This is a genomic window from Streptomyces sp. NPDC006193 (genome assembly GCF_040613915.1).
Taxonomy (GTDB): domain Bacteria; phylum Actinomycetota; class Actinomycetes; order Streptomycetales; family Streptomycetaceae; genus Streptomyces.
Map to the genome: position 1 here is coordinate 18,947 of NZ_JBEXTB010000029.1, position 24,724 is coordinate 43,670.

Below are 24,724 nucleotides of genomic sequence, written 5' to 3' on the forward strand. Positions count from 1 at the left end.
CGCCGGGAGGCGCCGACGCAAGCCACTTGCGTGATTTGCGCTAGGCTTGCGTCCATGACGCGACGACTTGCGGAAGTGGCGAAGAAGGTCGGGGTCAGCGAGGCCACGGTCAGCCGGGTGCTCAACGGCAAGCCGGGCGTCTCCGACGCCACCCGCCAGGCGGTGCTGACCGCGCTCGACGTCCTCGGCTACGAGCGCCCCACCCAGCTGCGCGGCGAGCGGGCCCGGCTGGTCGGCCTGGTCCTGCCCGAGCTGCAGAACCCGATCTTCCCTGCGTTCGCCGAGGTCATCGGCGGCGCGCTGGCCCAGCTCGGGCTGACCCCGGTGCTGTGCACGCAGACCAAGGGCGGGGTGTCGGAGGCCGACTACGTCGACCTGCTGCTGCAGCAGCAGGTCTCCGGCGTCGTCTTCGCCGGCGGCCTGTACGCCCAGGCGGACGCGCCGCACGACCACTACCGGCTGCTCGCCGACCGCAACATCCCGGTCGTCCTCGTCAACGCGGCCATCGAACACCTCGGCTTCCCGGCCGTGTCCTGCGACGACACCGTCGCCGTCGAGCAGGCCTGGCGGCACCTGGCCTCCCTCGGCCACGAGCGCATCGGCCTCCTCCTCGGCCCCGGCGACCACGTGCCCTCGGCGCGCAAGCTGGCCGCGGCCCGGGCGATCGCCGGGGACCTGCCGGAGGAGTTCGTCGCGCGGGCCATCTTCTCCCTGGAGGGCGGGCACGCCGCCGCCTCCCGGCTGATCGACCGCGGCGTCACCGGCATCATCTGCGCCAGCGACCCCCTGGCGCTCGGCGCGGTCCGGGCCGCCCGCCGCAAGGGGCACGACGTCCCCGGCCGCATCTCCGTCGTCGGCTACGACGACTCGGCGTTCATGAACTGCACCGAGCCCCCGCTCACCACCGTCCGGCAGCCCATCGAGGCCATGGGCCGCGCGGCGGTCGAGCTGCTGAACGCGCAGATCGGCGGCACCGCCGTGCCCGCCGAAGAGCTGCTGTTCGAGCCCGAGCTGGTGGTGCGCGGATCCACCGCGCAAGCCCCCCGGGACTGAGGGCCCGCCGCATCCGGCTGCCTGCGGGAACCTGTCGAATAATTACAGATTCTGCGTGACATCTTGCGGTCGGATGTCGGCGGTGCTTGAGTGTGCGGCACCCAACCGCCGCCGCCTTGAGTGCCATTGAGGGGTCCACCGATGAGAAGCACCGGGTTCCGCCGTACCGCCGTCGCGATCGGCGTCTGTTCCTCCCTCGCCCTCGCCGCCTGCGGATCGGGCGACGGCGGCTCGGCGGGCGGCAAGACCCGTATCACCGTCAACTGCGAGCCGCCCCGCAGCGCCAAGGTCGACCGCGCCTTCTTCGAGCAGGACGTCGCCGCGTTCGAGAAGCGCAACCCGGACATCGACGTCGTCGCCCACGACGCCTTCCCCTGCCAGGACCCGAAGACCTTCGACGCCAAGCTCGCCGGCGGGCGGATGGAGGACGTCTTCTACACGTACTTCACCGACGCGCGGCACGTCGTCGACATCCGCCAGGCCGCGGACCTCACCCCGTACCTGAAGGAACTCAAGAGCTACGGCAGCATCCAGAAGCAGCTGCGGGACATCTACACCGTCGACGGCAAGGTCTACGGCATCCCGCGCACCGGCTACTCGATGGGCCTGATCTACAACCGCGAGCTCTTCCGCAAGGCCGGGCTCGACCCCGACAAGCCCCCCGCGACCTGGCAGGAGGTCCGCGCCGCCGCCAAGCGCATCGCCGCCCTCGGCGACGGCACCGTCGGGTACGCCGACTACAGCGCACAGAACCAGGGCGGCTGGCACTTCACCGCCGAGCTGTACTCACAGGGCGGCGACGTCGTCGACGCCGGCGGCGCGAAGGCCACCGTCGACACCCCCGAGGGCCGCGCCGTCCTGCGGAACCTGCACGACATGCGGTGGACCGACGACTCGATGGGCAGCAAGCAGCTCCTCGTCATCAACGACGTGCAGCAGATGATGGGTTCGGGCAAGCTCGGCATGTACCTCGCCGCGCCCGACAACATCCCGATCCTGGTCAAGGAGAAGGGCGGCGACTACAAGGACCTCGCCCTCGCCCCCATGCCGGGCGGCCGGGGCACCCTCATCGGCGGCGACGGCTACATGTTCAGCCGGCGCGCCACGCCCGCCCAGATCCGGGCCGGCCTGAAGTGGCTCGACCACATGTTCCTCACCCCCGGCAAGGGCTTCCTCGGCGACTACGCCCGCGCCCGGAAGCACGACGCCCCGGTCGGCCTGCCCGAACCGCGCCTGTTCACCGGCGCCGCCGACGCCGAGGACCAGAGGGTGAAGAAGGCCAACGCCAACGTCCCGGTGGGGAACTACCAGGCCTTCCTGGACGGCAGCCGCAAACTCCGGATGAAGATCGAACCGCCGCACGCCCAGCAGATCTACTCCGTCCTCGACGGCGTCGTCTCCGCCGTCCTCACCAAGGAGGACGCCGACATCGACCAGCTCCTGAAAGAGGCCTCCGGCAAGATCGACGGCATTCTCGCCCGGAGCTGACCGCCATGACCAAGACGGCCGAACGGCGCCCCGCGGCGCAGGCCGCCGCCCGCCCGGCCCCGGCGCCGCTCCCGGCGCGGGACCGCGGCCGGCGCCGCCTCGCCGACCAGGCCCGCGCCTACGCCTTCCTCCTCGGCGGCCTGATCTGCTTCGCCCTGTTCTCCTGGTACCCGGCGATCCGCGCGGTCGTGATCGCCTTCCAGAAGTACACCCCGGGCTCCCCGCCCGAATGGGTCGGCACCGCCAACTTCACCCGCGTGCTGCACGACCCGGAGTTCGGGGCCGCCTGGCGCAACACCCTCGTCTTCACCCTGCTGGCCCTGCTCATCGGCTTCGCGGTCCCCTTCGTCCTCGCCCTCGTCCTCAACGAGCTGCGGCACGCCAAGGCGTTCTTCCGGGTCGTGGTCTACCTGCCGGTCATGATCCCGCCGGTGGTCAGCGCCCTGCTGTGGAAGTGGTTCTACGACCCCGGAGCCGGCCTGGCCAACGAGACGCTGCGCTTCCTGCACCTGCCCACCTCCAACTGGTCCAACGGCGCCGACACCGCGCTCGTCTCCCTGGTCCTCGTCGCCACCTGGGCCAACCTGGGCGGCACCGTCCTCATCTACCTGGCCGCCCTGCAGTCCATCCCCGGCGAGCTGTACGAGGCCGCCGAACTGGACGGCGCGAACCTGCTCCAGCGCATCCGGCACGTCACGATCCCGCAGACCCGGTTCGTGATCCTCATGCTGATGCTGCTGCAGATCATCGCCACCATGCAGGTCTTCACCGAACCGTTCGTCATCACCGGCGGCGGCCCGGAGAACGCCACCGTCACGGTCCTCTACCTCATCTACAAGTACGCCTTCCTCTACAACGACTTCGGCGGCGCCTGCGCCCTCAGCGTGATGCTGCTGCTCCTGCTGGGCGCCTTCTCCGCCGTCTACCTGAGGCTCACCCGCTCCGAGGGGGACGCATGAGCGCCACCCGCACCCTGATCTCGCCGGCCACGCTCGCCCGCCCCCGCGGAAAGGCCGTCTACTGGACGGTGTTCACGGCCGTCGTCGTCTGCTTCACCCTCGCCTTCCTCTTCCCGGTGTACTGGATGGTGACCGGCGCGATGAAGTCCCCGGACGAGATCGCCCGCACCCCGCCGACCCTGGTCCCCGATCACTGGCGCACCGGCGGCTACACCGACGCCTGGGACCTGATGCAGCTCCCGCAGCACCTCACGAACACGGTCGTCCAGGCCGCCGGCGCCTGGGCCTTCCAGCTGGTGTTCTGCACGGCCGCCGCCTACGCCCTGTCCAAGCTGAAGCCGGCCTTCGGCAAGGTCGTCCTCGGCGGCATCCTCGCCACCCTCATGGTCCCGGCGCAGGCCCTGGTCGTGCCCAAGTACCTGACGGTCGCCGACCTGCCGCTGATCCACACCAGCCTGCTCGACGACCCCCTGGCCATCTGGCTGCCGGCGGTCGCCAACGCCTTCAACCTCTATCTCCTCAAGCGGTTCTTCGACCAGCTCCCGCGCGACGTGCTGGAGGCCGCCGAGATCGACGGCGCCGGCAGGCTGCGCACGCTGTGGTCCGTGGTGCTGCCCATGTCCCGGCCGGTGCTCGGCGTGGTGTCGATCTTCGCGCTGGTGGCCGTCTGGCAGGACTTCCTGTGGCCGCTGATGGTCTTCCCCGACACCGGGAAGCAGCCGATCAGCGTGGCCCTCGTCCAGCTCTCGCAGAACATCCAGCTCACCGTGCTCGTCGCCGCGATGGTGATCGCCAGCATCCCGATGGTGGCGCTGTTCCTCGTCTTCCAGCGGCACATCATCGCCGGGATCAGCGCGGGCAGCACCAAGGGCTGACGCCGACGCCCCCGTCTACAGAAAGGCAGCTCAGTGGGACAGCCCAGCCATGCCCCCAAGGACCCTGACTGGTGGCGCTCCGCCGTCATCTACCAGGTGTACGTCCGCAGCTTCGCGGACGGCGACGGCGACGGCACCGGCGACCTCGCGGGCGTCCGCTCCCGCCTGCCCTACCTCGCCGGACTCGGCGTGGACGCCCTGTGGTTCACCCCCTGGTACCTGTCGCCCATGAAGGACGGCGGCTACGACGTCGCCGACTACCGGAGCATCGACCCGGCCTTCGGCACCCTCGCCGAGGCGGAGAAGCTCATCGCCGAGGCCCGCGAGGCGGGCATCCGCACCATCGTCGACATCGTGCCCAACCACGTCTCCGACCAGCATCCCTGGTTCCGGGCGGCCCTCGCCGCCGGACCCGGCAGCCCGGAGCGGGAGCTGTTCCACTTCCGGCCGGGCCGCGGCGCGCACGGCGAACTCCCGCCCAACGACTGGCCGTCGCAGTTCGCCGGTTCCACCGAACCGGTGTGGACCCGGGTGCCCGACGGCGAGTGGTACCTGCACCTGTTCACCCCCGAGCAGCCGGACCTGAACTGGGCCCACCCGGCCGTCCGCCAGGAACACGAGGACGTCCTGCGCTTCTGGTTCGAGCGGGGCGTCGCCGGCGTCCGCATCGACTCGGCGGCCCTGCTCGCCAAGGACCCGGACCTGCCCGACCTCGCCGCCCGCCCGGAACCGCACCCCTTCCTGGACCGCGACGAACTCCACGACGTCTACCGCTCCTGGCGGCGCATCGCCGACGAGTACGGCGCGGTGTTCGTCGGCGAGGTCTGGCTCCCCGACCCCGAGCGCTTCGCCCGCTACCTGCGTCCCGACGAACTGCACACCGCCTTCAACTTCTCCTTCCTGACCTGCCCCTGGGACCCCGCGCGGCTGCGCGCCTCGATCGACACCACCCTCGCCGAGCACGCCCCCGTCGGCGCCCCGGCCACCTGGGTGCTGTGCAACCACGACGTCACCCGCACGGTCACCCGGTACGGCCGGGAGGACACCGCCTTCGACTTCGCCGCCAAGGCCTTCGGCACGCCGACCGACCTGGCCCTCGGGACCCGCAGGGCGCGGGCCGCGGCCCTGCTGTCGCTGGCGCTGCCCGGCGCGGTCTACCTCTACCAGGGGGAGGAGCTGGGCCTGCCGGAGGCGGAGATCCCGGCCGACCGCATCCAGGACCCGATGTACTTCCGGTCGCAGGGCGCCGACCCCGGCCGCGACGGCTGCCGGGTGCCGCTGCCGTGGGCCGCCGGCCGGCCGTACGCGGGCTTCGGCTCGCGCGAGGAGCCGTGGCTGCCGCAGCCGGCCGACTGGCCGTCGTACGCGGTGGACCGCCAGGAGCACGACCCCCACTCCATGCTGTCCCTGTACCGCCGGGCCATCGCCCTGCGCCCGGTGTTCGGCGACGGCCCCCTGACCTGGCTGCCCGCGCCCGACGGCGTCCTCGCCTTCTCCCGCGGGGACGGCGCGCTGTGCGTGGTCAACCTCGCGCCCGCACCCGCCGGCCTGCCCGCGCACTCCCGGCTCCTGCTCAGCAGCGGCCCGCTGGACGACGCGGGCCGGCTGCCGCAGGACACGGCGGCCTGGCTGCGCGCCTGAGCCGCCCCCCCCCGCACGCACCTCGCTATCCCACGCACCCCCACCACGAAGGGATCAGCACATGCACAGCACAACTGCCGGACACCTCCGGCGCCTGCCGGCCGCCGGGGCGGTCGTCGCCCTCGCCGCCGGCATGCTCGTGGCCGTCGCCCCGGCGGCCCGGGCGGCGGCCGGGGCCACGCTCCCCTTCACCTCCGTGGAGGCCGAGTCGGCGGCCACCGACGGCACGAAGATCGGACCCGACTACACGCAGGGCACCCTCGCCTCGGAGGCCTCCGGACGCCAGGCCGTGCGGCTGTCCCCCGGGCAGCGGGTCGAGTTCACCGTGCCGCGCGCCGCCAACGCGCTGAACGTCGCCTACAGCGTCCCGGACGGCCAGTCCGGCGCGCTGAACGTGTACGTCAACGGCACCAGGCTCGCCAGGACGCTCCCGGTGACCTCCAAGTACTCCTACATCGACACCGGCTGGATCACCGGCTCGAAGACCCACCACTTCTTCGACAACACCCGGATGCTGCTCGGGCGGGACGTCCAGGCCGGCGACAAGGTCGCCGTCGAGGCGGCCGGCGTCCAGGTCACCGTCGACGTCGCCGACTTCGAGCAGGCCGCCTCCGCCGCCGGTCAGCCGGCGGGCTCGGTGTCCGTGGTCTCCAAGGGCGCCGACCCCAGCGGCAACGGTGACTCCACCCAGGCGTTCCGCGACGCCATCGCCGCCGCCCAGGGCGGCACGGTGTGGATCCCGCCCGGCGACTACCGGCTCACGTCCTCCCTGAACGGCGTGCAGAACGTGACCCTGCAGGGCGCCGGACCGTGGCACTCGGTCGTCCACGCCTCCCGTTTCATCGACCAGTCCGGATCCGCCGGGAACGTCCGCATCAAGGACTTCGCGGTGATCGGCGAGGTCACCGAGCGTGTCGACTCCAACCCGGACAACTTCGTCAACGGGTCGCTCGGGCCGGGCAGTTCGGTCTCCGGCATGTGGCTGCAGCACCTCAAGGTCGGCCTGTGGCTCACCGGCAACAACGACAACCTGGTGGTGGAGAACAACCGCGTCCTCGACACCACCGCCGACGGGCTCAACCTCAACGGCACCGCCAAGGGCGTCCGCGTCCGCAACAACTTCCTGCGCAACCAGGGCGACGACGCCCTCGCCATGTGGTCGCTGTACTCCCCGGACACCGACTCCAGCTTCGAGAACAACACCGTCTCGCAGCCCAACCTCGCCAACGGGATAGCGATCTACGGCGGCACCGACATCACGGTGAGGAACAACCTGGTCTCCGACACCAACGCCCTCGGCAGCGGCATCGCGATCTCCAACCAGAAGTTCCTGGACCCGTTCCACCCCCTCGCCGGCACCATCACGGTCGACGGCAACACACTGGTGCGCACCGGGGCGATGAACCCCAACTGGAACCATCCGATGGGCGCGCTGCGCGTCGACTCCTACGACAGCGCGGTCAACGCGACCGTGAACATCACCAACACGACGATCACGGGCAGCCCGTACAGCGCCTTCGAGTTCGTCTCCGGCGGCGGCCAGGGCTACCCGGTCCGCAACGTCAACGTGAGCGGCGCGACCGTGCAGAACACCGGCACGGTGGTGGTCCAGGCCGAGGCGCAGGGAGCGGCGACCTTCAAGAACGTCACCGCCACCGGGGTCGGCGCGGCGGGCGTCTACAACTGCCCCTACCCGGCGAACTCGGGATCCTTCACGCTCACCGACGGCGGCGGCAACTCCGGCTGGTCCAGCACCTGGTCCGACTGCTCCACCTGGCCCCGGCCCGGCCAGGGCAACCCCGAGCCGGACCCGAACCGCAACCTCGCCAAGGGCCGTCCGGCCACCGCGACCGGCTCCCAGGACGTCTACACGCCCGGCAGGGCCGTCGACGGCGACGCCCAGTCGTACTGGGAGTCCGCCAACAACGCCTTCCCGCAGTCCCTCACGGTCGACCTCGGCTCCTCCTACGCCGTGCGCAGGCTGGTGCTGAAGCTGCCGCCGTCCGCGGCCTGGGGCGCCCGCACCCAGACGGTCACGGTGCTCGGCAGCACCGACGGCTCCGGTTACTCGACCGTGGCCGCGGCCCAGGGCTACCGCTTCGACCCGGCCACCGGCAACACCGCGACCGTGTCCCTGCCCGGCGGCACCAACCTGCGTTACCTGCGCCTGACGGTCAGCGCCAACACCGGCTGGCCGGCAGGGCAGTTCAGCGAGGTGGAGGCGTACCTGACCTCCTGATCGGGAGGGACGGCCGGCCGGGCTCCCGCCCGGCGGCGCCGGCCCCCGGGCCCGGCCGCCGGGTCCGGGGGTCCGCCGCCGTTCCCCGCCGGCCCGTGTCGCCGGGGCCGGCGACGCGGCGGCCCCGGTGATCGTCACGGGACGGATGCGCGGAGGACACCGTTTCGTACGGACTGGTCAGGTACCGGTCACGTCAGGGTAGTGTGCCCCGGTGACCACGCAATCGAACACTCCTGCAGGCTGGTACCCGGACCCGCACGGGGCGGCCCAGACGCTCCGCTACTGGGACGGCTCGCAGTGGACCGAGCACACCAACCCGGCCCAGCAGGGCGCCGGGCAGGTTCCGCCGCAGCCGGCCCCGCAGGCCGCCGACGCCAAGGTGCAGCGCCAGGTGCAGCAGCAGGCCGGTGTCGCGGCCGCCGGCCCCGGGGGCGGCACCCTGTTCACCGAGCCCGTCCTGGTCGTGAACCAGAAGGCCAAGCTGATCGAGCTGACCAACGAGTACAAGGTCATGGATCAGAGCGGCCGGGAGATCGGCTCGGTCACCCAGGTCGGGCAGGGCGTGCTGAGGAAGATCCTGCGCTTCGTCTCCAGCCTCGACCAGTTCCTCACCCACAAGCTGGAGATCCGTGACGCCTACGGCCAGCCGCAGCTGCTGCTGACCCGGCCCGCCAAGGTCTTCAAGTCGCGGGTGATCGTGTCCCGCCCGGACGGATCGCCGGTCGGCGAGATCGTCCAGAAGAACATGATCGGCAAGATCAACTTCGCGATGGTCGCGAACGGCCAGCAGGTCGGCGCGATCAAGGCGGAGAACTGGCGGGCCTGGAACTTCGCGATCGTCGACCACGCGGACAACGAGGTCGCCCGGATCACCAAGACCTGGGAGGGCCTCGCCAAGACGCTGTTCACGACCGCGGACAACTACGTCCTGCAGATCCACTACCAGCTGCCCGAGCCGCTGCTGAGCCTGGTGGTGGCGACGGCGCTGACGGTCGACACCGCGCTCAAGCAGGACGCGCGCGGCTGGGGCTGACCGGCGGCGCGGGAACGTACGGCGACGGCGGCCGGTGCACGCGGAGGTTCCTCCGCGCACCGGCCGCCGCCGTACTGCCTCGGAGCCGACGAACCGCCGCCGGACGGCCGTACGGGATCACGAAGCGGTGAGACGCCCCGGCCGCTCCGGCTGCCGCGGCACCGTCCGCCCCGGCGCCCGCGCCGGCTCGGCGGCGGCCGTCGCGGGCTCCGGCGCCGGCACCGCCGCCACCGGATGCCCGTCGTCCGCTCCGGTGCGCCCCGCCCGGCCGGGCCCGGGCGCCGCCCGCGTCAGCAGCACCACGCCCCGCGCCGCCAGCCCCGCTCCGGCCAGCCCCAGCAGGACACCGCCCGAGCCGCCCCGCAGACCCTGGCCGAGCAGGCTGAGGCCCACCGCCGCGGCGGCCACCGGGTTGGCGAGGGTGACCACGGCCAGCGGACCGCCGAGGCCGCCCCGGTACGCCGTCTGGGAGAGCAGCAGCCCGCCGACGGCGAACGCGGCGACCAGCACCGCGACCACGACCACCTCGGCGACCGGGACCGGACCGGAGCGGCCGGTGGCCGCCACGGTCACCGTCTGGGTGAGCGCCGAGGCGACACCGGAGGCGAAGCCGGACGCGGTCGCGTGCCGCAGCCCCGGGCGCACGCCGGGCCGGGCCAGCAGGCCGATCGCGGCGGCGGCCGTACCGGCGACCGCCACGGCCTCCGGCAGGGACAGCACCCGCGCGGGCGCCGGTCCCGAGGCGGTGACGAGCAGCGCCGCGAGCCCCAGCAGGGTCAGGGCCGTGCCGCGCCGTTCCGCCGCCCGGACCCGCCGGCCGGCCGCCCGCGCGCCCAGCGGCACGGCGGCGACCAGGGTGAGCGCGCCCAGCGGCTGGACGGCCGTCAGCGGGCCGTACTTCAGGGCGACGACGTGCAGCAGCGCGGCGGCGGCGTTCAGCCCGACCGCCGACCACCAGGCGCCGGTGCCCAGCAGGCGCAGCAGGCCGGTTCCGGCGCCGCGCGCGGCGAGGCGCTCCTGCGCGACCGCGGCCAGCGCGTAGGCGACGGCCGACACCAGGGACAGCGCGAGCGCGGCGACCGCGGCGGCGCTCACCGGACCGCTCCCGCCGGCACGGCCTCGCGCGCCGCGGGCCGGCCGGCGCCGCGCCGGGCCGTGGTGGCCGTGCGCCGCGGCGCGGGGACGACCGCGAGGGCGGCGCCGAGCATGACCGCGGCGACGGCCGCGTCGAGCCAGTAGTGGTTCGCCGTGCCGACGATCACCAGCAGGGTGATCAGGGGGTGCAGCAGCCACAGGCGGCGCCGACGGGACCGGGTGGCGGCGATCAGACCGACCGCGACCATCAGAGCCCACCCGAAGTGCAGCGACGGCATCGCGGCGAACTGGTTGGACAGATGGTCGTCGGCCGGCGGCCCGTACACGGACGGGCCGTAGACGCGGGCGGTGTCCACCAGGCCGGTGCCGGCCAGCATCCGGGGCGGGGCCAGCGGGAAGGCGAACGGCAGCACCAGGGCGGCCGTGGTGACGACCGCGAGGACCCGGCGCGCCCACACGTAGTGCGCGGGGCGCCGCAGGTAGAGCCAGACCAGGAAGGCGAGCGTGGCCGGGAAGTGGACGGTCGCGTAATAGGTGTTCGCCAGGCGGACGAGGACGCCGCCGTGCAGCAGCGCGGACTGCACGGCGGTCTCGTGGGGGAGGTGCAGGGCCCGCTCCAGGCGCCACACGCCGCGTGCGTCGGCGAAGGCGGCGCCGGTGTGGCCGACGGCCAGGCGCCGGCCCAGCTTGTAGACCAGGAACAGCCCCGCGACCAGCAGGAACTCGCGTATCAGGGGCGGGCGTGCCGAGGTGTCCGGCTCCGCTTGCGCCTCGGCAGGCTCGGTTCGGGCATGCATCCCCCGGCCCCTTCGCTGACGGTGGTGCGTGTGGTGGTGCGGGTCCCGGCGCCGGGTGCGTGCCCGGTCCGGGAATCATCGGTACGTCGGCGTACCGAAACGCCAGTGTACCGATACGCCAGTGTACCGATACGATCGAGTACCGGTACACTTGCGTATCGATCGATGTGCGTCACACTGGGGACAGGGTCCGTGCGCACGCGCGGCCGGATGCCGGCGAGCCGGCCGCCGACGGCCGGCCGCACCACGAGTGAGGAGAAGCAGCGCATGACGTCGCAGGCCGCGGACGGACCGGAGACGGTCGCCGCCTCGCGCCGCTCCAAGATCACCCCCGAGCGTGAGCGGGAGTTCTTCGACGCCGTGCTGGAACAGATCCGCGAGTGCGGCTACGACTCCGTCACCATGGAGGGCATCGCCGCCAGCACCCGCTGCAGCAAGTCCACGCTCTACCGGCAGTGGAAGACCAAGCCGCAGTTCGTCGCGGCCGCGCTGCGCGCCAGCCGCCGGGTGCGCTTCGCCGGCATCGACACCGGCTCGCTCGCCGAGGACCTGCGCCAGGCCGCGCGGGCCGCGGGGGACTGGTCCGACAAGGACACCAGGCTGCTGCAGGCGCTGGGGCACGCGGTGACGGCGGACCAGGAACTGGCCCAGGCGCTGCGCGAGGCACTGGTGCTGCCGGAGATCGCCGCGCTGGAGGAGATGCTGGCCCGGGGCGTGGCCCGGGGCGAGGTGCCCGCGGGCCACCCGGCGCTGGCGTACGTGCCCGACATGATGTTCGGCGTCCTGCGGGTGCGGCCGGTGCTCTGCGGCCGGTACGCGGACGCCGACTACCTCGTCGGGTTCGTGGAGGCCGCGGTGCTGCCCGCGCTCGGACTGACGCAGGGGGTTCGTCCGGACCGGGGCGGTGTCGGCTGATCCGGACGCATCCCCCTCGACCCGGGGCGCCGTTCACGGGATGACTGGACGGCGGCCCGACCGCGCCGCACCGTGGGGACGGGGGCGGCGCGCACCCGGCCGGGTGGGACTCCCTTCGAGCGGAAGGGAGTCCCACCCGGCCGGCCTGTGTCTCAGACGTCCTGGCCGTTGCCGCCGCCGGACGACGCCTTGATCCCCCTCAGGATCTCGTCGATGACGGACACGTCCTTGCCGACGTCCACGCCGAAGCGCACGACCACGAGCCGCCGGGAGTCGTCGCCGGGCGAGGGGAAGGCGACCGACTCGACGTAGCCGTCGGCGCCCTTGCTGGTGACCGCCTTCCAGCGCACGCGGTAGCCCTTCTGCCCGGCCACCGTCACCGGCCCGGAGGCCAGCACCTCGTGCGAGGTGATGCTGCCGTAGGTGGTGCCGCCGTAGGACTGCTTGGCGTTGGCCGCGATGTCCGCCTTGGCGACCTTCTCGGCCGTGTCGGCGCCGGCGCCCGACGCCGCCGCCGGAGCCGTGTAGGCGCCGCCCGCGGTGCACGTCTGGGCGGAGTCGCCCGGGCACGGGTAGGAGTCGTCGGAGGTCACCTGCACGCCGCTGCCGATGCTCTGCCCGCTCCAGCCCTTCGGCACCGGCAGGCTGATGCCGTTGACCGGGTCGGGCACCGTGCCGCCGCCCCCGATCCTCGGCGCCCCGGTCCGCCCCGGGGACGGCGAGGCCCCGCCCGGTCCGCCGCCGGGCCCGCCGGACGGGCCGCCCCGGCCGTCGTCCCCGCCGCCCGGCCGCTGCTGCGCCCCGACGCGGTCGCCGCTGCCGCCGCCGTCCTCGGAGAGGGCGTACACGCCGACCCCGATGCTCGCCAGGACCGCGGCGGCCGCCGCGACGGCTATGCCGGTGCGCAGCCCGCTCCGGGTCCGTGCCGGCGGCTGGGCCGGGTACGCGGGGTACCCCGGGTACCCCTGGTACGCCGGATACCCGCCGTACCCCGCGGGCGCCTGCCCGGCCGGCTGCGCGGGCCCGGCGGGCGGGCCCCACGGGGCGACCGTGCCCGCGGGGCGGGTCCGCCCCGTCCAGGCCGTGCCGTCCCACCAGCGCTCGGTGGGCGGACCGTCATTCGTCTGACCGGGGTCGGGGTACCACCCGGGAGGAGTCACCTGCGTCATGTGCCCACCGTAAGAGGCGACGGTGAAAGCCGGATGAGAGCATCCGCCGCCAATCCCGCGTACCGGAACATTTCACCCCGCACTTTTTCCCGGCCGTCGTCCACGGCCCTCCCCGCACGGCGGTCCCACCCTCCCCGTCCCTCTCCTCCGGCCCGCGCGGGCGCCGTTGACGCTCCGTCCGCTGGTCCGGACGGCAGGCGCGTCGCCCGCCCGCACCCCGGTTCACCCGGCGGGGCAGCACCTGCCGTGACCGTCCGCCGCACGCCCCGGTGGACGGCTACGCTCATGCTCTGTACGTCATTCGGGCGACCTGGGGAGGTGACGGGATGACGGAGGGACGGCCGCCGGCGGCCGCCTCGGCTTCCCTGTGGGAGCGGGACGCCGAGATCGCCACCGTCGCACGGGCGGTCGAGGACCTGTGCGCCGAACAGTCGTCCGCGGGCAGCCTGCTGGTCGTCCGGGGCGAGTCGGGACTCGGCAAGACCGCGCTGCTGGCCGAGGCCCGCCGGATCGCCGAACGCCGCGGCTGCACCGTCTGGTCCGCCCGCGGCGCCGAGACCCTGAGATCCGTCCCGTTCACCGTGTTACGGCAGTTGCTGCAGCCCGCGCTGCTGTCCCTGGGGCCCGAGGAGGCCCGCGCCCACCTGGGCGACTGGTACGACATCGCGGGCCCCGCCCTCGGCATAGCCGATCCGCGGGAGGGCAACGCCGACCCGCAGTACGTCTGCGACGGACTCGTCGCCGCGGTGCGCCGGCTCGCCCGCCGCGCATGGCCGCTCGTGCTGCTCCTCGACGACGCCCACTGGGCCGATCAGGAGACCCTGCGCTGGCTCGCCGCGTTCACCGAACGCCTGGACGACCTGCCCGTGCTCGTCGTGGTCGCCCGCCGCCCCGGCGAGGTCCGCGGGGACAGCGCCCGCCACCTCGAGGCGGTGGCCGCCGCCGCGCGCCACCCCGTCAGCAACCTCAGCGCCCTCACCCCCGACGCCACCGCCGGCCTCACCCGCGCCACCCTCGGCCGGCACGCCGACGACCCGTTCTGCCGCGAGGTCTGGGCCGTCACCGGCGGCAACCCCTACGACACCGTCGAACTCCTCGCCAAGGTGCAGGACAGCGAACTGCAGCCGGTCGAGGCACGGGCCGGGGAGCTGCGCGCCCTCAACCGCGCCGCCCGCGGCGGCGGGCTCGTCGACCGGCTCAAGGGCCTCGGCCTGGAGGCCACCCGCTTCGCCTGGGCCGCCGCCATTCTCGGCACCGGCATCACCGTCGACATGGTCGCCCGCCTCGCCACCATGGACGAGGACCTCGCCCGCGGCTGCGCCGAGGTCCTGTGCAGCGCCCGCATCCTGACCGCTCCCGACCCCGCCGCCGGCCTCGATCACGACGACGGCGAGCTGGAGTTCGTCCACCCGCTCATCGCCACCGCCGTCTACAACTCCATCCCGCCCGGCGTGTGCACCGCCATGCACGGCGTGGCCGCCCAGATCCTCACCGAACTGGGACGCGGCGCCGCCGAGGCCGCCCGGCACCTGCTGAAGGTGCACCCGGACGACGACGAGGAGCTGGTCGAGCAGCTGCGCGAGGCCGCCCGCGAGCACCTCGCCGTCGGCGCGCCCGACGCGGCCCGCCGCTGCCTGGAACGCGCCCTGCGGGAGCCGCCCCTCCCCGAGGTGCACGCGCAGGTCCTCTACGAACTGGGCTGCGCCACCTCGCTGACCAACCCCGCGGTCACCATCGGCCACCTGCAGACCGCGCTCGGCATGCCGGGCCTGGACGCCGGCGACCGCGTCGACGCCGTGGTCCGCCTCTCCCAGGCGCTGCTCCACAACGACCAGCTGGAGGAGGCCGTCCGCACGGTCGAGGCCGAAGCCGCCCGGCACGAGGCGGGCCCCGTCCGGATGCGGCTGCAGGCCTTCCAGTTCATGTGGGAGGGCATCCACGGCGAGACCGTCTCCCCGGCCCGCTCCCGGCGCCTCGCCGACCTGGCCGCCACCTGCACCGGCCGCGACAACGCCGAGCGCGTCCTGCTGATCCTGCGCGGCTTCGACGCGATGACGCACGGCGAGAGCGCCGACGAGGTCATCGAGCTGTGCGACCGCGCCCTCGTCAACGGCCGCCTCGCGCCCGGCCTCGGCTGGACCGACCCCGAGTGGGGCATGGAACTGCTGATGATGCTCGGCAGCGCGTACGCGTACGCCGACCGGCTGGACCGCGCCGAGAGCCTCTTCGCCGAGGCCCGCCGCGTCTACACCTGCGCCGGCTGGCGCGGCGGCCACCTCTCCCTGGCCAACGCCTTCCTCGGGCTGGCCTACCGCAGGCAGGGCCGGCTGCGGGACGCCGAGTGCACCCTGCGCGAGGCCCTCCGCCTCGCCGAACGCGTCGGCCGCCGCCTGCCGCTGTACTGGTCGGCCACCTGCGGACTGGTGGACACCCTGCTGGCCCGGGGCCGCGTCGAGGAGGCCTGGTCGGTCGCCGAGCAGTACGGGTTCGCGCCGCCGTACCCGTCCACCATCGTGCTGCCCGACATCCGCTCCGTGCGTGGCCGGCTGCTGCTCGCCGTCGGCCGCACCCAGGAAGGCATCGACGAACTGGAGGCCGCCGAGAAGACCGCCGCCTCACGCGGCGGCCACAACCCCGTCCTGGCGCCCTGGTCCGTCGACCTCGCCAAGGCCGTCGCCGCCGAGAACCCGGAACGGGCGGCGCGGCTCGCGGCCGACGCCCGCCGGCAGGCCGAGCGGTTCGGCACGGACACCGCCGTCGGCGAGGCCCTGCGCTGCGCCGCCGCCCTGGCGACGGGCCGGCGCGCCGCGCATCTCGCCGCCCGGGCCGTCACCTACCTGGAGGCCTCGCCCTGCCAGTACGAGCACGCGGCGGCCCGCGTCGAGTACGGCATCGCCGCCCGCTCCACGGCGGAACTTCACCGGGGCCTGGACCTCGCCCTCGCCTGCGGCGCGGACGGGCTGGCCGCGCGGGCCCGCGAGGCGCTGGAGACGGGACGCGACCTGCACTGAGCCGGCGTCACCCGTGGACGCGCCCGGCCCGGTCCGCCGCCTCGCCCTGCGGCACGGCCCCTGACCGGTCGCCCCGCGGCGAGGTTTCCGCCGACACGGCGTCACTCACCTTGCCTGGTTAGGCGAGTTGAGCCGCAGCGGCCGTCGGGAGCGATGTCCGACAACGATGTCCGGTCCGAGGTGTGGACGCGTGAGACGGAGCGTGATCTCATGCCTGAGGCCGTATCTACAACGTTGTACTCGCGAGCCGGTTCGCACGTGCGGTCGTCGCCGCATGTCCGTGGCGCCCGTGCGGTGCCCGACCATGAGAGGAAGCGTGACGTGCCACCTTCGTTCACCCGATCCTTCCGCAGACTGCGCGCACCGATCGTCGGACAGATCATGGCCGGCGCGTCGGTGGCCCTCGGCCTCACCTTCCCGGGCGTCGCGAGCGCGGACACCGCGAGCACGGCGGCGCGCATCCCGGCCGTGACGGTGGACAACGCCCGGTTCGAGGTGCTCTCGCCCACCCTGATCCGCACGGAGTACGCCGGGGACGGCCGGTTCGAGGACCGGTCCACGTTCAACGCGATCGGCCGGGGCTCCTTCACACCGCCGCACTACACGTCGGCCGTCCGCGACGGCGTCCTGACCATCACCACCAGCGAAGTGACCCTGCGCTACCGGATCGGCTCCGGGCCGTTCACCGCGGACAACCTGACCGTCGCCCTCCACGCGGGGGAGCAGCCGGTACTGGCGGCGCCCTGGCAGCGTTCCGTCTGCGACGCCGGGGACCTGTGCGAGGTCGAGGACCGGCTGTACGACGGCCCCGGCATGGCCGCGGACCACCGGGGCTTCACCGGGAAGGGGTTCCTGGCCGGGTTCGAGGCCGAGGGCAACTCCCTCACCGCGGACGTGCAGGCGCCCGCGAAGGGCACGTACGAGTTCGCCGTGCGCTACGCCAACGCCGTCGGCAGCGACGGCCGCCACGACAGCCGGACCCTCAGCCTCAGCGTGGACGGCGGCGCCGACCGGACGTTCACCCTGCCCGCGACGGACGACTGGAACACCTGGGGCGTGGCCCGCCTGCCGCTGTCCCTCGGCGCGGGCCCGCACACGGTGCGGCTCCACCGCGCCGCCTCCGACTCCGGGAACGTCAACGTCGACAGCGTCGCCCTGCTCACCCCGGGAGCCGGCTACCCCTCCCGGGAGGACAGCGCCGTCGCGGGCTGCCGGTTCGGCACGAGCTGCGAGGCCGAGGACGCCCTCCTGTCGGGTTCCGCGGTCGTCGCCACGGACCACGACGGCCACGCCGGCTACGGCTTCACCGCCGAACTCGACCAGGGGGCGCGGGTCTCGGACCGGATCGTGGGGGTCCCCGAGGACGGCGCCTACACGCTGCACCTGCGCTACGCCAACGGCGTCGGCGGCGACGGCCTGCACCAGGCGCGCGAGGTGACCGTGGCCACCGGCGGCGGCACGCACCGCACCGTGTCCCTGCCGCCCACGGCCGACTGGGACACCTGGTTGTCGGTGTCCGTCCCCGTCGACCTGAAGGCGGGCGCCGACGAGGTCACCCTGACCTGCCCGCAGGCCGTCAGCTGCCACGTCAACCTGGACACCCTCGCACTGAGCCGGCGGACCGAGCCGGCGCCCGCGCCGCACCTCGCCCTGGGCGGCTACCGGCGCAGCCTCGACGGGCTGAACGGCGACAGCGACCCCACCCCGTGGACCACCCCCGGACTGCTGTACCGGGACGGCTGGCACCTGCTCGACGACACGCCCTCGGCCGTCTTCGACACCGGCACCGAGAAGGCCTCCGCGCGCCCCGGCCACCAGGGGCGCCCGTACCAGGACGGCTACCTCTTCGGCTACGGCCACGACTACCGGCAGGGCCTGGCCGACCTCGCCAAGCTGACCGGGCCGCCGCTGCTGCTGCCCCGCTGGGCCTACGGCGTCTGGTACTCGGAGTACATCGACCGCACGGCCGACGGCTACAAGTCCGTCGTGTCGGCGTTCCGCGACGCGAACGTGCCCCTGGACGTGCTCGTCATGGACACCGACTTCAAGTCGCCGAACACCTGGAGCGGCTGGAACTTCGACCCCGGCAAGTTCCCCGACCCCAAGGGCTTCCTCGACTGGGTGGCCGGCCAGGGGCTGCACAGCACCCTGAACGTGCACCCGAGCATCCTCGGATCCGACCCGCGGTTCGCGGCGGCGCAGGCCACCGCCAAGGGCAAGCTGCGCAAGGGCGGATGCGCGCCGGCGGCCGGCTCGGACTGCTACACCTTCGACTTCGGCGACCCCGACCAGCTCAAGGCCTACCTCGACCTGCACCGCCCACTGGACCGGGCGGGCAACGACTTCTGGTGGCTGGACTGGTGCTGCGACGCCTCCCGCTCCTCGCAGGCCGGCGTCACCCCGGACGCGTGGATCAACCAGAAGTACGCCGGCCTCACCTCCGAGACCAGTGAGCGGGGCTTCGCCTTCTCCCGCGCCTACGGATCCCTGCAGGCCGGCGGCTACAGCGGCGGAGTGGGCCTGCCCACCGGACCGTGGGCCGACAAGCGGAGCACCCTCCACTTCACCGGCGACACGACGTCCAACTGGGGGACCCTGCGCGCCGAGATCGGCTACACGCCGGGCGAGTCGGCCGCCACCGGGCTCCCGGCCGTCAGCCACGACATCGGCGGCCACAACGACCCGTACGGCATCCCCGGCGCGGAGACGTACGTCGCGGACGGCCGGACCCACCGCACCACCAAGCTCCCCGACGACCTGTACGCCCGGTGGGTGCAGCTGGGCACCTTCCAGCCCATCGACCGCCTGCACAGCAACCACAGCGACCGCCTGCCCTGGCAGTACGGCCCCGAGGCGCGCAAGTCCGCCGAGGCCTTCCTCCGGCTGCGCGAGGCGCTGGTGCCGTACACCTACACGCTGGCCCACGAGGCGAACGCCACCGGGGTCCCGATCCTGCGGCCGCTGTACCTGGAGTACCCGGAGGAGGCCAACGCCTACGCCAAGGCGGACAGCGAGTACTTCTACGGGCCCGACATGCTGGTCGCGCCGGTCGCCACGCCGGGCTCCGAGGCCACCACGCGGGTCTGGTTCCCGCCGGGGGAGTGGACGGACTACTTCACCGGACGCACCTACACCGCGCCCGCCGGCGGCGCCACGTACGACGTCACGACGACACTGGACACCATGCCGGTCTTCGTCCGCGCCGGCGGCATCGTCGCCGCCCGGTCCGACGGCGGGGCCGGCGACGCGCAGCGCCCGCTGTCCCGGGTCGGCGTCACGGTGGCCGCGGGCGCGTCCGGCTCCTTCTCCCTCTACGAGGACGACGGCGCCGGCCGTGTCCCGGGGCGGTCGGCGACCACGCGGATCCGCTACTCGGAGCACGACGGCTCGCACGTGCTGAGGATCGGCCCCACCCGGGGGTCCTTCCGGGGGCAGACGGCCCGGCGCACCTGGACCGTGTCCTTCCTGGGAGTGGAACACCCCCCGAGCCGGGTGACCGCGGGAGGCACACGGATGTCGGCGTCGGCCTGGCACTGGGACGCCGGCACCCACGTCCTGCGGATCAGCACGCCCGAACGCGGCATCCGCAGCGGCACCACCCTCTCCTACCGGTAGCCGACCGGGCAGTGCCGCGGGCCCTGTGCGTCCGGCCGAGCGCCGGACGCACAGGGCCCCCTGCCGTGCCGTGCCGGTGTCACGCCGCGATCGCGTCCGGACATCGAGGGCACGGCCGAACGGCACGGAGCCGGGGTTCAGCGGCCGGCGCCCGGGTACCCGGCCCGCCACCCCACACAGGAGCCGCCCACACGCGACCGAGGGAGTGCGACCCCATGAAGGCAGTCACCTGGCAGGGCAAGCGGGACGTCCGGGTCGAGGACGTGCCCGACCCGCGGATCGAGGAACCCACGGACGCCGTCATCCGCGTCACCTCGACCGGACTGTGCGGCTCGGACCTGCACCTGTACGAGGTGCTGACGCCGTTCATGACGCCGGGGGACATCCTCGGCCACGAACCGATGGGCATCGTCGAGGAGGTCGGCCCGGAGGTGGCGAACCTGCGGCCCGGCGACCGCGTCGTGGTCCCCTTCCAGATCGCCTGCGGGCACTGCTTCATGTGCGACACGGGGCTGCCCACGCAGTGCGAGACCACCCAGGTCACCGGTGAGGGCATGGGCGCCGCGCTGTTCGGCTACACCCGCCTGTACGGTTCCGTCCCCGGCGGCCAGGCCGAGTACCTGCGCGTCCCCCAGGCCCAGTTCGGCCCGATCAAGGTGCCCGAGGGCCCGGCGGACGACCGCTTCGTCTACCTCTCCGACGTCCTGCCCACCGCCTGGCAGGCCGTGGAGTACGCGGCCGTCCCGCCCGGCGGCACCCTCGCCGTCCTCGGTCTCGGCCCGATCGGCGACATGGCCTGCCGCATCGCCATGGCGCGCGGCGCCGAGCGGGTGTTCGGCGTCGACCTGGTGCCCGAACGGCTCGCCCGGGCGGGCCGGCGGGGCGTGGAGACGTACGACCTGCGGGCCTTCGACAACGAGAAGGCGCTGGTGCGCGCCATCCAGGACGAGACCGGCGGACGGGGGCCGGACGCCGTGATCGACGCCGTCGGCACCGAGGCCCACGGCAGCGCCGCCGCCAAGCTCGCCCAGCAGGCCACCGCGCTGATGCCCCGCAAGATCAGCGGACCGCTCGCCGAACGCTTCAGCGTCGACCGGCTCGGCGCCCTCTACCTGGCCATCGACCTGGTCCGCCGCGGCGGCACCCTCTCCCTCAGCGGCGTCTACGGCGGCATGGCCGACCCGATGCCGATGCTCACCCTCTTCGACAAGCAGATCCAGCTGCGCATGGGGCAGGCCAACGTCCGCCGCTGGACCGACCGGATCATGCCCTACCTGACGGACGAGGACCCGCTCGGCGTCGACGACTTCGCCACCCACCGGCTGCCGCTCACGGACGCGCCGCGCGCCTACGAGATGTTCCAGCGCAAGCAGGACGGCGCCGTCAAGGTGCTCATGCAGCCGTGACCCCGTGCGGCTCCGGCCCCGTGCAGCCGAGAAGCCCGGCCGCGGCTCAGCCGCGGCCGGGCTTCCCGCCGAGGATCTCCGCCAGGTCGTAGCGCACCGGCTCCTCCAGCTGGGCGTAGGTGCAGCTCTCCGGCGTCCGGTCCGGCCGCCAGCGACGGAAGCGGGCCGTGTGCCGGAAACGCTGCCCGTTCTCCATGTGGTCGTACGCCACCTCGGCCACCCGCTCCGGTCGCAGCGGCACCCACGACAGGTCCTTCTTGCCGGTCCAGCGGCTCGGTGCGCCCGGCAGCCGGGCCGTCTCGTGCGCGGTCTCGTCCGTCCAGGCGGCCCAGGGGTGCCCGGACACGTCGTCCATGCGCAGCGGCTCCAGCTCCTCGACCAGTTCGGCGCGTCTCTTCATGGGGAAGGCGGCCGACACGCCGACGTGCTGGAGCCGGCCGTGCCCGTCGTGCAGCCCGAGCAGCAGGGAGCCGACCACCGGGCCGCTCTTGTGGAAGCGGTAACCGGCCACCACCACGTCCGCCGTCCGCTCGTGCTTGATCTTGAACATGGCCCGCTCGTCCTGCAGGTACGGCAGGGTGAGCGGCTTGGCGACGACCCCGTCGAGACCGGCGCCCTCGAACCGCTCGAACCACTGCCGGGCCACCTCGACGTCGGTCGTCGCGGGCGCCACGTGCACCGGGGCGGTGGCCCCGGCGAGCGCCCGGTCCAGCAGGGCGCGCCGCTCGGCCAGCGGCGCGGCGAGCAGGGAGCGGTCGTCCAGGGCCAGCAGGTCGAACGCGACGAACGACGCCGGGGTCCGCTCGGCCAGCGTGCGCACCCGGGAGGCCGCCGGATGGATCCGCTCGGTCAGCGCGTCGAAGTCCAGCCGGCCGTCGCGCGCGACCACGATCTCCCCGTCCAGCACGCACCGCTCGGGCGCCCGCTCCGCCAGCGCCGCGACCAGCTCGGGAAAGTACCTGGTCAGAGGTTTCCCGGTACGGCTGCCCAGTTCGACCTCGGCCCCGTCCCGGAAGACGACCGACCGGAACCCGTCCCACTTCGCCTCGTAGTGCATGCCCGGCGGGATCCGCGCCACCGACTTGGCGAGCATGGGCATCACGGGCGGCATGACGGGCAGGTCCATGCCTCCGATTCTGCTCGTCCGCGTCCCGATCCGCCCGGTATGCGCGCTGTGCGCGGTGCGCCTACCGTGGCCGCATGGGTGCTGCGGTGGAACTCGAGGTGGCCGGCCGGACGGTACGGCTGTCCAGCCCGGACAAGGTCTTCTTCCCGGAGCGGGGTTTCACCAAGCTGGACCTCGCCCGGTACTACGCGGCCGTCGGCCCCGGCATCCTGCGCGCCCTGCGCAACCGCCCCACCACCCTGGAGCGCTACCCGGACGGCGTCGGCGGCGAGTGGTTCTACCAGAAGCGGGCCCCGAAGGGCATGCCCGGCTGGATCCCGACCGCCCACATCACCTTCCCCAGCGGGCGCAGCGCCGACGAGATGTGCCCCACCGAGGAGGCCGCGGTGGTGTGGGCCGCCCAGTACGGCACCCTCACCTTCCACCCCTGGCCGGTGCGCGCCACCGACGTCGACCACCCCGACGAGCTCCGCATCGACCTCGACCCGCAGCCCGGCACCGACTACGGCGACGCGGTCCGCGCCGCCCACGAACTGCGCGCCGTCCTGGAGGAGTTCGGCGGGCTGCGCGGCTGGCCGAAGACCTCCGGCGGCCGGGGCCTGCACGTCTTCGTCCCCATCGAGCCCCGCTGGACCTTCACCCAGGTGCGCCGCGCGGCGATCGCGGTCGGCCGGGAGATGGAACGCCGGATGCCCGACCGGGTGACCATCAAGTGGTGGAAGGAGGAGCGCGGGCGGCGGATCTTCCTCGACTACAACCAGACGGCCCGCGACCGCACCATCGCCTCCGCCTACTCCGTGCGCCCCCGCCCGCACGCCCCCGTCTCGGCGCCCCTGCGCTGGGAGGAGGTCGGTGACGCACACCCCCGGGACTTCGACCTCGCCACGATGCCGGCCCGGTTCGCGGAGGCCGGCGACGTGCACGCCGACATGGACGACCACGCCTTCTCCCTGGAGGCGCTGCTCGAACTGGCCCGCCGGGACGAACACGACCACGGCCTCGGCGATCTGCCGTACCCGCCGGAGTACCCGAAGATGCCCGGCGAACCGAAACGCGTCCAGCCGAGCCGGGCCCGCCGCGAGTCGGCGTCCTGAAGCCCCGTCCCGCCGTGCGGCGCCCGGCCGCCGGTCGGGCCCGGCGGCCCGGCGGCCCGCGGCTATCCTGATCGGGAGCCGCCGACGAGGAGTCCCGAAGTGACCGAGGCAGTGTCGCGTCCCACGCTGGAGGCCGTGGCCGCCCGGGCCGGCGTGTCCCGGGCCACCGTCTCCCGCGTGGTCAACGGCGGGGACGGGGTCCGCGAGCCGCTGGCCGAACGGGTCCGGCGGGCCGTGGAGGAACTGGGGTACGTCCCCAACCAGGCGGCACGCAGCCTCGTCACCCGGCGGCACGACGCCGTCGCCGTCGTCATCGCCGAACCCGAGACGCGGGTCTTCGCCGATCCCTTCTTCGCGCTCCAGCTGCGCGGCATCAGCAAGGAGCTGACCGCCCACGACAACCAGCTGGTGCTGCTGCTCACCGAGGGCCGTGCCGACCACGCGCGCGTGGCCCGGTACCTCGCCGGCGGCCATGTCGACGGGGCGCTCGTCTTCTCCCTGCACCTGGACGACCCGCTGCCCGGCCTCATCAACGACGCCGGCGTGCCCACCGTGTTCGGCGGCCGGCCCGGCTGGAGCGACGACGTCCGGGCCGAGAGGGAGCCGGACGCGGTCTACGTCGACTGCGACAACCGGGGCGGGGCCCGCACAGCGGTCCAGCACCTCCTGGACCTGGGGCGGCGGCACATCGCGCACATCACCGGCGCGCTGGACCAGACCTCGGCGGTGGACCGGCTCGACGGTTACCGGGACGTCCTGGCCGACGCGCCGGGCGGCGGCGCTCCCGGGCTGGTCGCGGAGGGCGACTTCACGCCGGCCGGCGGGGAACGCGCCATGCGCGAGCTCCTCGACCGCTGCCCCCACGTGGACGCGGTGTTCGCCGGGAACGACCTCACCGCGCTCGGCGCCCTGCGGGTGCTGCGCGAGGCCGGCCGGCGGGTGCCTCAGGACGTGGCCGTGGTCGGGTTCGACGACATGACGCCGGTCGCCGAGCAGACCGACCCGCCGCTGACGACGATCCGTCAGGACATCGAGGGCATGGGCCGGCTGATGGCCCGGCTGCTGCTGCGGGGCCTGTGCGGCGACCGCGCCGGCGAGGATGCGGCCGCCCCGGAGCCGGGCACGGCGCCGGCGGCGGTGATCCTGCCCACGACGCTGGTACGGCGCGCCTCCGCGTGACGGCGGCACGCGCAGGCCCCGCCCGGGCG

17 protein-coding genes are annotated in these 24,724 nt (G+C 73.7%); 13 read left to right on the plus strand and 4 right to left on the minus strand.

All coding sequences use genetic code 11. The features are described from left to right. Positions 1–54: 54 nt before the first annotated feature. From ABZ261_RS23425 to ABZ261_RS23455, 7 genes are all read left to right on the plus strand, one after another. The gene (locus ABZ261_RS23425) at positions 55–1,053 is read left to right on the plus strand and encodes a LacI family DNA-binding transcriptional regulator (protein ID WP_356862188.1); all 999 of its coding nucleotides are present in this window, start codon (positions 55–57) and stop codon (positions 1,051–1,053) included. A gap of 141 nt (positions 1,054–1,194) precedes the next feature. Then, positions 1,195–2,541, plus strand: a complete 1,347-nt coding sequence (locus ABZ261_RS23430; RefSeq protein WP_356862190.1) for an extracellular solute-binding protein — start codon at positions 1,195–1,197, stop codon at positions 2,539–2,541. Between the two features lie 5 nt (positions 2,542–2,546). Continuing rightward, positions 2,547–3,500, plus strand: a complete 954-nt coding sequence (locus ABZ261_RS23435; protein WP_356862192.1) for a sugar ABC transporter permease — start codon at positions 2,547–2,549, stop codon at positions 3,498–3,500. After that, positions 3,497–4,375, plus strand: coding sequence for a carbohydrate ABC transporter permease (locus ABZ261_RS23440; protein ID WP_356862194.1), 879 nt, complete (start codon positions 3,497–3,499; stop codon positions 4,373–4,375). Before ABZ261_RS23435 ends, ABZ261_RS23440 begins: the two co-directional genes overlap by 4 nt. Positions 4,376–4,408: 33 nt before the next feature. Continuing rightward, positions 4,409–6,016, plus strand: a complete 1,608-nt coding sequence (locus tag ABZ261_RS23445) for a glycoside hydrolase family 13 protein (RefSeq protein ID WP_356862196.1) — start codon at positions 4,409–4,411, stop codon at positions 6,014–6,016. A 61-nt stretch (positions 6,017–6,077) separates the two neighbouring features. After that, positions 6,078–8,255: a discoidin domain-containing protein gene (locus ABZ261_RS23450; protein WP_356862198.1), complete on the plus strand. Its 2,178-nt coding sequence runs from the start codon at positions 6,078–6,080 to the stop codon at positions 8,253–8,255. Between the two features lie 211 nt (positions 8,256–8,466). Continuing rightward, the gene (locus ABZ261_RS23455; RefSeq protein ID WP_356862200.1) at positions 8,467–9,288 is read left to right on the plus strand and encodes a phospholipid scramblase-related protein; all 822 of its coding nucleotides are present in this window, start codon (positions 8,467–8,469) and stop codon (positions 9,286–9,288) included. Between the two features lie 117 nt (positions 9,289–9,405). Here ABZ261_RS23455 and ABZ261_RS23460 read toward each other — a convergent pair whose 3' ends face one another. Both ABZ261_RS23460 and ABZ261_RS23465 read right to left on the minus strand, forming a co-directional pair. Continuing rightward, a complete protein-coding gene (locus ABZ261_RS23460; RefSeq protein WP_356862202.1) occupies positions 9,406–10,383 on the minus strand; it encodes a hypothetical protein in 978 nt (325 codons plus the stop codon). Next, on the minus strand, positions 10,380–11,180 hold the full coding sequence (locus ABZ261_RS23465) for a phosphatase PAP2 family protein (protein ID WP_356862204.1): 801 nt from the start codon (positions 11,178–11,180) through the stop codon (positions 10,380–10,382). The genes ABZ261_RS23460 and ABZ261_RS23465 overlap by 4 nt, the downstream gene beginning before the upstream one ends. A gap of 267 nt (positions 11,181–11,447) precedes the next feature. On the opposite strand from ABZ261_RS23465, the gene ABZ261_RS23470 reads away from it, so the two are divergent. Further along, positions 11,448–12,095: a TetR/AcrR family transcriptional regulator gene (locus ABZ261_RS23470; protein ID WP_356862206.1), complete on the plus strand. Its 648-nt coding sequence runs from the start codon at positions 11,448–11,450 to the stop codon at positions 12,093–12,095. A gap of 152 nt (positions 12,096–12,247) precedes the next feature. On the opposite strand, the gene ABZ261_RS23475 is transcribed toward ABZ261_RS23470, so the two are convergent. After that, positions 12,248–13,264 carry a DUF2510 domain-containing protein gene (locus ABZ261_RS23475; RefSeq protein ID WP_356862208.1) on the minus strand — a complete coding sequence of 339 codons (1,017 nt, stop codon included), beginning with the start codon at positions 13,262–13,264 and terminating at the stop codon, positions 12,248–12,250. 326 nt (positions 13,265–13,590) lie between these two features. Between ABZ261_RS23475 and ABZ261_RS23480 the strand changes: the two genes are divergently transcribed. The 3 genes from ABZ261_RS23480 (at position 13,591) to ABZ261_RS23490 (ending at position 21,296) form a co-directional block, all read left to right on the plus strand. After that, on the plus strand, positions 13,591–16,275 hold the full coding sequence (locus ABZ261_RS23480; RefSeq protein WP_356862210.1) for an AAA family ATPase: 2,685 nt from the start codon (positions 13,591–13,593) through the stop codon (positions 16,273–16,275). A 381-nt stretch (positions 16,276–16,656) separates the two neighbouring features. Then, a complete protein-coding gene (locus ABZ261_RS23485; RefSeq protein WP_356862291.1) occupies positions 16,657–19,890 on the plus strand; it encodes a TIM-barrel domain-containing protein in 3,234 nt (1,077 codons plus the stop codon). A 215-nt stretch (positions 19,891–20,105) separates the two neighbouring features. Then, positions 20,106–21,296 carry a zinc-dependent alcohol dehydrogenase gene (locus ABZ261_RS23490; RefSeq protein WP_356862212.1) on the plus strand — a complete coding sequence of 397 codons (1,191 nt, stop codon included), beginning with the start codon at positions 20,106–20,108 and terminating at the stop codon, positions 21,294–21,296. Positions 21,297–21,342: 46 nt separating this feature from the next. On the opposite strand, the gene ABZ261_RS23495 is transcribed toward ABZ261_RS23490, so the two are convergent. Next, positions 21,343–22,422 carry an ATP-dependent DNA ligase gene (locus ABZ261_RS23495; protein ID WP_356862214.1) on the minus strand — a complete coding sequence of 360 codons (1,080 nt, stop codon included), beginning with the start codon at positions 22,420–22,422 and terminating at the stop codon, positions 21,343–21,345. A gap of 74 nt (positions 22,423–22,496) precedes the next feature. On the opposite strand from ABZ261_RS23495, the gene ligD reads away from it, so the two are divergent. Both ligD and ABZ261_RS23505 read left to right on the plus strand, forming a co-directional pair. Next, complete coding sequence (gene ligD, locus ABZ261_RS23500; RefSeq protein ID WP_356862216.1) at positions 22,497–23,516, plus strand: non-homologous end-joining DNA ligase; 1,020 nt, start codon at positions 22,497–22,499, stop codon at positions 23,514–23,516. A gap of 99 nt (positions 23,517–23,615) precedes the next feature. Continuing rightward, positions 23,616–24,695 carry a LacI family DNA-binding transcriptional regulator gene (locus ABZ261_RS23505; protein ID WP_356862218.1) on the plus strand — a complete coding sequence of 360 codons (1,080 nt, stop codon included), beginning with the start codon at positions 23,616–23,618 and terminating at the stop codon, positions 24,693–24,695. Positions 24,696–24,724 lie beyond the last annotated feature (29 nt).